We start from the raw sequence: 10,795 nt of genomic DNA, 5'->3' as shown, positions 1-10,795 counted from the left end.
ATCCTTATGCGATTTAAGTACGCTCAGATCATATCTTTCGCGCATTTTTCCCTCACCTAGCCAAACAATAGCACCGATATGCTTTTGCGCCTCGGGAGCGAAAAGATAAGGCATGCCGTGCAGATAAACGCCGCCCTCGCCGAGACTCTCGCCGTGATCGCTCATATAGATCATCGCCGTTTCGTGCGTCTTAGAATACGGTTTTAAAAAATTTATAACCCTACTTAAAAAATAATCCGTGTATAAAATCGCGTTATCGTAGGCATTTGAAATTTCTTGCTGCGAGCAGTTCTCAAGCTCGTTATCGCGGCAAACGGGGCTAAATTTTTCAAATTCTTTCTTATAGCGCTTAAAATACGCAGGCCCGTGATTGCCCATCTGATGCAGCACGATTAATACATCTTTGCCCGCGTTTTCGGCGACAAATTTATCAAGCCCCGCAAGCATCCCCTCGTCCCTGCACTCTACGTCGCAGATCGGATTATTTTGCGGAATTTTAAAATTCTGATATTTTACGCGCAGCGCCACACCTTTGGAATCGGAATTGTTATCGCGCCACAAAATCGCCATGTCATCAGCGCGGTTTAGTATGTCTAATACGTTTTGCTCCTCCGCAGCCTTTTCTACGCTAAATTCCTCGCGATTTAGCAGCGAAAACATGCACGGCACGCTTTGCGCCGTCGAAGTGCCACAAGAATGGGTATTGCTTAGGCTTACGACACCCTGCTCTTTGGCTAGTAGCGGATTAGTATCTCGCTCGTAGCCGTTTAGCGAAAATCTATCCGCTCTCGCCGCTTCGCCCACGACTACGACGACGAGCTTTTTTGGACTTGTAGAATTTTTATCGATATGCGCGTCTGTAGCGATTTGCATCAGAGGCTGCGAGCCCTGCTTTTTAGATTTTGCGGCAAATTTAACGCCGCTGTAGATCCAATATCCGGGATTTGCGTAGCTGCGTAAAATTTTATGCTCTCTGAAAAATGACGCGTAGTATTTGCTAAATCCAAAAAGCAGTGCTGCGATGATTGCTATGCAAATGCCCGCTGTTTTGAGCTTAGCTAAAATTTCAAATTTAAGCGGACGGTAGCTAACGCGCGAGCGAGCAATCAGCACGCAGGGTAAGACGCCCAGCACCAGCACGTAAATCGCTAGTCTCGGGCTAAAAAGATCCGCCGACTCGGCAAAGTTCGTCTGGGCTGCGTTACGGATCATCTCCGAATCGATTACGACGTTATAGCTATCCATGAAATACGCCGTAAACGACGAAATAAAAAAGCATATCATCAAAATCGGCTTGGTTGTATAACGCGAGCTAAAAATCGTAAAAAATAGCGTCAAAAAAGCGATCAAAACTGCCACATCGCAGACAAGATAGATAAAATTTAGCCCCGAGATTCCGTAGGCATTTATGATATTTTTAAAAAACGAGAAGTTAAAAAATGCCACAAAAGCAAGCGAGCTTAGAAAAATAAGCTTCTGCTGCGACGGATTTTTAAAAATGCTAGGCACGAAGCGTTCCTTGAGATAAAATTTCAAGTTGAAATTTTACGGCGTTTTGGTAAATGCTCGGAAATTCCGCGCTTTGTATCTCACAAATCGCAGCAAAATTTTTGTGAAATTTTAAATACACATATAGTATTTCGGCGCAAAGCACATACCGCTACTTCGCGCCGAAATTTAACAAAGCGCGCGTTGACGCCCGCTTCGCGCCGAAATTTTGCAGGCGCTAAATTTAAGCTCCGATGCTCTCGCCCGCGATCATTCCGAAAACCATACAATCAAGGATTGCGTAGGTTCCGAGCCTGCTCGCGCCGTGCACGCCGCCGGTCACCTCGCCCGCAGCCCAAAGTCCCGGGATCGGCTCGTGAGTAAGGCTCGAGATTACCTGAGCTTTGGTGTTAATCTCGAGCCCTCCCATCGTGTGGTGCACCTTCGGCATCGTGCGGCTTGCGTAAAACGGCGGTTTGGAAACGTCGATGCCGTCTAGCTTATCGACCACTTTGCCGAATTCGGGGTCTTTGCCCGCTTTGACGTAAGAGTTATAATCCGCGACGGTCTTTAAAAACGGCTCCAGCGGCAGATTGTAAGCCTTTGCAAGTTCCTCTAGCGTGTCAAATTTCTTCACGACGCCCGCTTCCAAAGGACGTGAAGTATAGACCGGGTTACGCGCGGCGACGGCTTGAGAGTCGCAGACGTTTACCGGATAGTTGTCGTTTTTCTCGCTCTCGCCGATAACCTTAAAGCAGGCGTCCGCCTTGATCTTGCGCCCTGCGTGCTCATCCATAAAGCGTTTGCCGGTCTTTGGATCGACGGTTAGACCGTAGGTGTTGCAGCAGTGGTTGGTGAAATTTACTGCGGCGCCGAAGCCCTTTTCATCGGGCGAGCAATACGGAAGGAACTGAATCCACGATGTTAGAAGGGTAAAAGCGCCGATTCTGTTTGCCGCAAGCATCGCTCCTGCCGAGCTTCCAGGGTGGTTGGTGCTGTCTATGCTAGGTACTACGCGCGGATCTTGGATCTGGCGGTACCATAGATCGCGTCCGTATCCGCCCGAAGCCAGCAAAACGCCGTCTTTGGCTTTATAGCTCTTTTTCTCACCGCTTTTATTTTCCAGATCGTCGCTAAAGAGCTTCGGATCAAATTTATACTCCTCGCGCGCTTCTACGCCCACGACGCGGCCGCTGTCGTCCACGATAAAATCGTCAAATTTCGTGCGGGTCTTGATCGTGACGTTAGGATCGTTTTGAAGTTTACCCATCATCGGTTGGATGTAGCCCGAGCCCGAGCCGTTGGTTGATTGCAAGCTTCTTGCGACGCTGTGGCCGCTTTCAAAGATCAACTTATCGCTAAACTCCGCTCCGCAGCCCACCAAAAGATCCACCGCATCGTTGCTGCGATCAAACATCACGCCTAAAAGATCGGTGTGGTTAAGCCCGAGCCCGTCTTTTACGGCATCAGCGATAAAAAGCTCCTTGCTGTCTTTGATGCCCTGCGCTACTTGAAATTTATTCATCGGAGCAGCCATATTTCCGCCGTTGATGACGGAATTCCCGCCCGCGCGACCCATCTTTTCAAGCACTAGCACCTTTTTGCCGCGCCCGCTGGCTTTAATCGCCGCGGCAAGCCCCGCAAAACCGGTGCCGATGATGACGATATCGTATTCCTCATCAAATTTGACGTCCTTGGCATTTTGTGCCGCGCACGCGCTACTAGATCCCAGCGCAAGTGCCCCCGCACCCACCGCGCTAATCTTTAAAAAACTACGTCTTGATACGTCATGCTTTTGCATTACAACTCCTTTAATTGAAATGTGTTTAGAAATAATAACTCGAATTTAAAGGCAAGTCAAATAGAATGACGCTATGAATGGATAGTAAAAAGCTATGAAATTTAGGGATTAATATAAAATTTTGAAATTCGGCAAGCGGGGTTTAAATTTTAAAATTTACAATGCCGCTCGTTTGTGAAATATTCGCTTCAAATAAAAATCTCGGCACGAAAATCGCAATGAATGCAAAATTCGCGCCGAGCTTTAAAATCGCTACGCCTTAGCGAGCGACTTTAAATTTAAGCGTTTGCAGATCGTAATTATTTACTCGCTCGTATTGCATATCCTCGATGGAGATCGCAGGAAGCGCGCACGAGCCCGACATGATCACGTTTATCGGCGTGTAGATGACGCCGGTACTATTATATCCCTCTTGCGGATCGTAGTAAAAATAACCGCTTTTCGGGAAGTGAAGCACTCGGTCGTACAGATACTCCGTATGCTCGATCGCTACGCTATCTACAAAGCCCTCCGGCCGAGCCTGTGCGGCCGAGCCTAGGCGCTCATTTACCGCCTCAAAGCAGCTAGGCATCGCCTCGTCGATCGCGAAATTATATAGATAATGATTAGCTCGCCAGCTGATCTTAGAGTAAATTTTCTGCCCTACTTTGAGCTTGTTTAGATCGACGATGTTGCCGCGAGCATCGAGAAACTCGCGATAAATTTCAACCTTCTTATCTCGGTCGTTATCAAACGGTCTATTTATGCTAAGCGGGCTATGTTTGACCGCAGCGCTTTCATATCCAAATCCCAGCACCGTAAAAAACAGCTCGCCGTTGCCGCTCATCGGCGTAAATTCTATCGAGCCGTCTTTAATCGCGAGCTTAGTATCCAGCGGCGAATTGAAATTTTTCGTCTCGCCGTCGTATTTCAAAGCAAAGCTAATATCTTTTTTCGCGTCCTTAAAATACGCATCAAATCCGCGTATGACGCTCGCTCGCTCCTGCGTGTTGTCCGCATCTTTTAGGTTTCGTACGAGCGCGATAGCCGCCTTGCTTGTGCTATCGTCTTTGATGCCCGCCTTGCCGAATGCGTAGAGCTTAAAGGCGGCGTCTCTTATGTCGCTAGCAAACGTCAAGCCCGCTCCGTCTTCGGCGTAATCATAATCCATTTGGTTTATTTTTTCACGCATGAAGTTAAATTCGGTCGTCATATTGTGCTTTTTAAGTATCGCAGCCATAGCGATGCGAGCCATCGGCGAGTTGTCATAAAGGCCGTTGTCGTAAATGAAATTTATTTCATCGTCATCCAGCTTGCCGTATTGATCTAGCACGAAATCCGCGTATATTCGAAGCGTCGCTTGATCTTCGTAGTCTGATTTTAAGGCGCTAAATATCAGCGATCTTTGCTTATTGCTAAGGAATTTATAGCGCGCGTCAAGCTCTAGTAAAACGTCGCTTGCGTAAATCGAAGCGTAGTAATTAGTAACGCCGTGAGCACTCCAGTAGCCGAAACTGCCGCTAGGTTTGAGGCGAGAGAGAATGCGATTTGCGTGAGCGTTTACGTAGTTTACTACGGTCTGGTTGGAATCTTTGCGCGCGATATAATCAAGCGCCACCATCTTTGAGGTAAGCTGCTCGGTGCAACCGTAAGGATAGGAGTAAAGCTCCTCCGCTAGGCTAAAAGCATTAGGCGTAGAGCTTACGTGAGCGTAAATTTCTTTATAGCTCGGATCGATTTTGAGCGTTACCGGCTTATCGCCGTAGCTTGCGTGAAATATCTTCGAGCGCGGGAACTGGCTGATTATGTCAAATTCCACATCGTTGCTAAATTTCTGCCCGTTTGCGTCAAGATCAAATTTAATATTTGCATCGCCGATATCAAGCGCGCTTGCGGTGAAGTTCGTATGCTTGACCTCAAGCGGTTTGAGCGTGAAATTTGCCTCGCCGCCGCTTATAGCAACCGAAGGAGATGAGCTGATCTTTAAGACCGCCTTTTGCTCCTTATCGGTGGTGTTGATGAGCGTTAGCGGCACGGAAATTTCATCGCCTCGCACCATGTAGGTTAGATCGGCGGGCTTTATGATCACGTCGTCTCGAACCTTAGCTTCGACGTTTGCCGAGCCGATCGTAGCCGCCTCTCCGATAGCCATGGCGCTTAGTCGGATCGTGGAGTTAAAATTTTTCGGCATCGCAAGCTCAAATTTCGCCTCGCCGTTTGCGTCCGCTTTTGCGATCAGCATCTTGATAAATTTTTTCTGCTTTTTATTTTCGACCGGGCTTAAATTTCGTTTAGCTTTCGCCATTACGCCGTCGCCGCCGAAGCTTAGCTCTTTTGCAGTAGTTTGATACACGCTAAGATCGTCGTAAATGTCGAAGTACCGCAGCGCAAAATACGCGCTAACGTCAAATGCCTTGAATGCATCAAGCTCCTCTTGTGAGACGATATCTAAAATTCCAAGATCGACTGCGTAGAGCACCACTTTGGAATTCGGCTCGCTTTTTACGCTGATCTGCGCGTTTTGCCCGTTTTTGTAGCTTTTCTCGGCTAGGATTTGCACATTAGCCTTGTGCGAGCTCGCATCTAGCGCCACCGGCACGTTTGCATAGGCTCTAAGCGGCATTGCAGCTGGTGTCGCGGCGCGCGCGATTACAGCGTTGATGTGTCCTCCGACGAAATTCTCCGGCACACTAAGCTCAAATCCCGCGCTACCGCCTTTTATGGATAGAATTTTATAGTCGTAAACCTGCTCGCCTACGAGCGATATATTTAGCACGCCGCTTTCTACCGGCGAATTGATGACGCCTTTAATTTTATCTCCAGCTTTAACCTTGTCGCTTGCGAGTTTGATTTTAGCGCTTTGAACGTCTTTAGCGTTTACCCGTCCATAATATCCCCAGCCGCTTACGTCCACGCGCACGCCAGCACTTGCGCCGCTTGAGTAATCGTTTGCGACGATTAGATAATTGCCGCCGTTTTGGAATTTATACTCAAACTCGCGCGCATCGGTGCTAACGGCGCTTACGAGATTAAAGCTTTCTTGCTCGACGTATCTGTTGCCGTCATAAACGTAAGTAAAATCGTCGCGGTAAATTTCAACGTCGATCTTGCCTTTAACGTCGGTTTTGGTTTTGGAATCTAGCAGCGCAAAGCCGAATTTTACGCTATCGCCGCTTGAAATAAAATCCTTGCTCGCGCGAATTCCTACGATACGATCATAAGGCAGGTAGCTCAGGCTGCGATATGCGTTTACGTTTTTGCCCTCCTCGGTTACGCTGAAATTTAGTAGAATATTTATGGCGTTAGAGACATTAAGATCAGCTGCCGCCGGCGAGAGTGCAAGCTCCTTTTTACCGGCGGAGCTTAGCGTAAATTCCGCCCTGCGAAGCTGCGTAGCGCCCTTTTTCTTTAAGCGATCGTTTAGAAACGAAAAACCCTCGTAGCCTTTAATTTTTAGCTCTTTTTCATAAGCATTTGCTTCTAGCGAGCCTTTCAAATCTCCGGCCGGCGCGCCTGCAAGATAGTTTGAGCTTAGCTTTAAAGTTATGATCTCATCTGCGCCATATTCGTCTTTAGCAGTAAGAATTTCATTTTTAATGCGGTTTGGGACGAAATTTTCTACGCTGAAGCTTTTAGAAGCGATGATTTTATCCTCATAGATGAGATCTAGGCGGTAAGTGCCGCTTTTCTCGCCCATCAGCTCGTCGATTTTAACGCTGCCGAACTCATCGGTGTTTTGCGCGCGCGTGATGACCACAGTGCCGCTAGGATCGTAAATTTTAAATTTAATCGGCGTATTTTTTAAAGAGCTAAAATCGCGATTTTTCATCACGATCGTGCCTAAAAGCCGCTCATTCGGGCTTATCAGCTCGCTTGCAAGATAAACAAACGGACGCTTTGCAGTAATCGTTTTCTCTACGCTTGCTACGGCGTTATTAAACAGCACGAACGCATGCTCATCGCCTTTGCTAATCTCGATAGAGCGCGGATTTTTGGCTAGAATTTCCATATTTTCTAATCTTAAAATTCCATCTCCGTCCGTTTTATCCTCAGCGATTAGCTCGTTTTTATCACTGTAAATTTTAACCTTTGCTCTGCTTAGCTCCTCGCCATTACTAAGCCTAGAAGTATAAATTAGCGCACCGCGCTCAAGCAGTACCACTTGAGCCGTAATGTCGCTGAGATAGGCTACGCGCGAAACCTCTTGTATCTTTTCGCCCACTTTGTAAAACGCCGTGATTTTATAAATTCCATCCTCATAGCCTTTAAAATCCATCGCGATTTTATGCTCCGCAACGGCGTTTTTAGCGCCCCCTATATCAAAGCTCTTAACCGCGATCTCGCTAGCTAACCCACCTACACTATCTTCGTTGCTTTCAAAGTTTAAAAAATACCTAAAATTTTGCTCAGGGACTTTGGCAATCGAAATTTTAACCTCATTTACGTTTGAGCTTTTAAAAGCTAACGAAGCGGATTTTGGGATAAAATTTTTCTCGTCGCTAAAGGCTACGAAAGGCAGCCTGTCGCCCATTTTTACGCTTTGCTTGATCTCGTCACGCAAAATATATGAGCTATCTCCGAATCCCTTTAGCAGCCTAATCTCGTAGCTTTTATTCGGCATAAACTCGTCGCTTACTATATCTGCATAGTAGTAGCATGAAGGATCGTCGCTTTCGCCGCCCTCTTCATCTTCGTCATAATAATAATATCGCGGCTGAGTGAGGCTAAATTTACTCATACCCGCGATTCTTACGTATTTGGCGGACAGCTCGTCCATATAGTTAGGAAAACACACTCTAGCTGCGAGCGAGCCGTCTTTTAGAGCCGCAGGGCGGATCTGCAAGCCGCTTAAATTTGAAGCGTTAATGCTGTCGTTAAAAGGCTCCTCGTCCGTGCGCAGCTCCACCGGATTTTGCAGCTTTGCGCCTGCTTTTGAGGTGAGGGATTCTATTTGCAATACGACGTTTTGCGCCTTAGGATCGAAGCTGAATAAAAAATTCCTATCATCGTGCGAGCTAAGCTCGTAGGATATGTCGTTTTGGGCTAAATTCTGCGCGCGGTAAATTCTAGTCGCTTGCTGTAGCGCGTCCTTGCTAACCGCATCGTTAAATTTAATTGCCACTAGCCCCGGACGCAGAAGCGCGATATGCTCGGTGCTAAAAGGCTCTGTCTCGAACTCAAAGCGCACCCCGCGCGCCTCGCACGAATAATTAACCCCGGCGCTAAGCATCGGCTTAGGATAGAGCCTGATTGAGCTCTCGCTCACGCTTTCGTAGGTGCCCGTGATTTTGGGAGTGCATTTTAAGATCTGCTTTTGCGTGACGCTAAATCCACTGCCGTCCACCCGCTAATCTCGTAAGCCCCGCTAACGTATTTGATCTCTACGCCCGCGGCAAAGCTAGCCAAAGCGCAAAATAGCGCTGCGCTTAGTAGTTTTGTCTTCATAAAATTCCTTTGCAAAAATTTTACGAAATTATATACAAATTAACCTTTTATTTTCTTTCATTTACTCTAAAATTTGCTTTAGCGAAATTTGCATTTTCATCCAAGCAGCCAAGCTCGAAATCCCCTGCTCCAAGACTTAGCGTAAAAGCCTCGCTGTTAGTGCGTGCAAAATATTCTCCCGTTTTAACTTTAGAATTTGTAGGCGCTAAGCTTTGTGTGGTGAAATCGCGTGCCACAAAATTTTGCTGCGAGGAATTTTGATCCGCGAAATTTTTCGCTGTGAAATTTTGAGCCTCCGAATTTTGCTCTGTGGAATTTTGCAAGATAGAATTTTGCGATGCCAAATTCCGTGTAGCTGGATTTTCAGCTATAAAATTCCATCCCGCAGAATTTTTCTTCGTAAGATTTTGTGATTTTACATTCTGCGACGCTAAATTTTGTCGCATAGAATTTTGTGCTATAGAATTCTGTTCTGCAAAATTTTGCTTTAAATTATCTTGCTGCGCCACGCTAGAATGCTCTAAATCCAAATCCGCGGAATTCTCCCTCGTAAACGCAGTGGAATTTAACGCTATAAACTCCCGCGAACCGCCGCTTAGCCTGATATATACGCGCTCGCCAAAAACCGCCGTGCACTGCACCTTAAGCCGCAAGAAGCCGTCCGCGCCGGTCTCGTAGGTTTTGGCGTTGATGTCGTTTAGCACGGGCTTTACGGCGGCAAATTTAGCCGCGCACCTTCCTGCGCGCACCTTTTGAGGATCGACTAGGCCGTGTTTTAGCAGATAAAAAAGCTCGCTCGTGCCGTAAATTTCGCACTCCTCGTTGGGCTCAACTCCATCGATCGTAAGATCCTCGGCGCTTTGAGCGCACTCCTTTTCGCGGTACGCGTCGGTGCATACCCGCCGCAAGCTCACGCCCGCGGGACGCGCAAACTCCGCCTCGCCCAGCATGCCCGATTTATCGAGGAAAGCAAACATATTAAACGCCACTTTTGCCGCGCTGACGCCGCCGCTAAGATCCCTAGTCTTGGAGCCGTCGAAATTTCCCAGCCAGACGCCGAGTGTAAATTTCGGCGTGAGCGCGACCGTGTAGAGATCGCGCGCATCGGCGCTCGTGCCCGTTTTAAACATCAACGGCGGCGCGTTTAGGGTATTTTGCCACACCGAGCCGAGATAAGAGCGCGGCGCGTTTCTTAGCATCTGCGTTACGATGTAGGCGCTCTGCGGGGTTAAAATTTTAGCATCATCGCCGATCTTTGCGCCCGCTATTTCGAGCTTCCGTAGCTTGCCGCCGTTTGCAAACGCGCTGTAAAGGCGAGCAAGATCCATTAGGCTCATCGAAATGCTGCCCAGCGCGATACCTGCGCCGTAATAATCCTTGCTAAACTCCGCCAGATGCACGCCACTAAGCATCTCATACAGCCCGTCGTCACCCAGCATCAAATTTAGCTTCACCGCGGGGATATTTAGGCTAAGACTTAGCGCGTCGGTCGCACTCACCGCGCCCAAAAACCCCTGGTTGTAGTTGCGCGGCACATAGCCCGCGAAGGTTATCGGCGCGTCGATCAGCTTCTTTGATGGGGTGATGAGCCCGTGCTCAAGGGCTTTGGCGTAGATGAAGGGCTTGAGCGTCGAGCCTACGTTTTTTTGCGAGCGCACGCCGTCGTTTTGCCCCTCATTAGCGCTAAAATCGTGGCTGCCGACGTAAGCGATCACCCTCATGCTTTCGTTGTCGATCAGCACCGCAGCGCCGTTTCTAACGCCCTTATCGCGTAGAGAGAGGATCTCGCTTTTCAAAAAACCCTCAAGCGCGATCTGGGTTTTCAGATCCAAGCTTGAATAAATTTTACCCTCGTTTAGACGCGCAAGCTCCTGCGCTAGCGCAGTTTGCTCCTTGGACTGCGCGCTCGCTTCGGAGCTTGCGGAATTTCCCCGCGTCTTGGCGTTCGGATAGGAATTTATCTGCGCCTTAGTGTCCGAAGCGAAATTTGCCTGCGATTTGGCGCCTGAAGCGGAATTTGTCTGTATTTTAGTGTCTGGAGTAAAATCTGTCTGTGCACTAGTGTCTGAAATGGAATTTGTC

General features: G+C 48.0%; 5 protein-coding genes and 1 pseudogene. All 6 read right to left on the bottom strand.

Annotation, left to right across the window (positions count from 1 at the left end; genetic code table 11):
• On the bottom strand, window positions 1-1,509 hold a 1,509-nt coding region (locus tag Q0236_RS05175), incomplete at its 3' end, for a phosphoethanolamine transferase (RefSeq protein ID WP_297915765.1).
• A gap of 223 nt (window positions 1,510-1,732) precedes the next feature.
• Entirely contained in the window at window positions 1,733-3,289 is a 1,557-nt protein-coding gene (locus Q0236_RS05170; protein WP_297915763.1) for a flavocytochrome c, read from the bottom strand.
• A 259-nt stretch (window positions 3,290-3,548) separates the two neighbouring features.
• On the bottom strand, window positions 3,549-8,612 hold the full coding sequence (locus tag Q0236_RS05165; protein ID WP_297915761.1) for an alpha-2-macroglobulin family protein: 5,064 nt from the start codon (window positions 8,610-8,612) through the stop codon (window positions 3,549-3,551).
• Window positions 8,570-8,713 (bottom strand): hypothetical protein, encoded by a 144-nt coding sequence (locus Q0236_RS05160; RefSeq protein ID WP_297915759.1) that lies wholly within the window; start codon window positions 8,711-8,713, stop codon window positions 8,570-8,572. Before Q0236_RS05160 ends, Q0236_RS05165 begins: the two co-directional genes overlap by 43 nt.
• A 189-nt stretch (window positions 8,714-8,902) precedes the next feature.
• Window positions 8,903-9,052, bottom strand: a complete 150-nt coding sequence (locus Q0236_RS13280) for a pentapeptide repeat-containing protein (RefSeq protein ID WP_366125037.1) — start codon at window positions 9,050-9,052, stop codon at window positions 8,903-8,905.
• Between the two features lie 830 nt (window positions 9,053-9,882).
• A pseudogene (locus tag Q0236_RS13275) lies at window positions 9,883-10,434 on the bottom strand (penicillin-binding transpeptidase domain-containing protein); the annotation flags it as partial.
• Between the last annotated feature and the right edge of the window lie 361 nt (window positions 10,435-10,795).

This window comes from uncultured Campylobacter sp., assembly GCF_938031315.1.
GTDB lineage: Bacteria > Campylobacterota > Campylobacteria > Campylobacterales > Campylobacteraceae > Campylobacter_B.
The sequence above is the reverse complement of the archived record's forward strand: the minus strand, read 5'-3'. Positions and strand labels throughout refer to the sequence as shown.

Excerpts from the sequence above, each read along its gene's own strand:
- Q0236_RS05170 (WP_297915763.1), bottom strand. The coding sequence starts at position 3,289 with ATGCAAAAGCATGACGTATCAAGACGTAGTTTTTTAAAGATTAGCGCG.
- Q0236_RS05160 (WP_297915759.1), bottom strand. The coding sequence starts at position 8,713 with ATGAAGACAAAACTACTAAGCGCAGCGCTATTTTGCGCTTTGGCTAGC.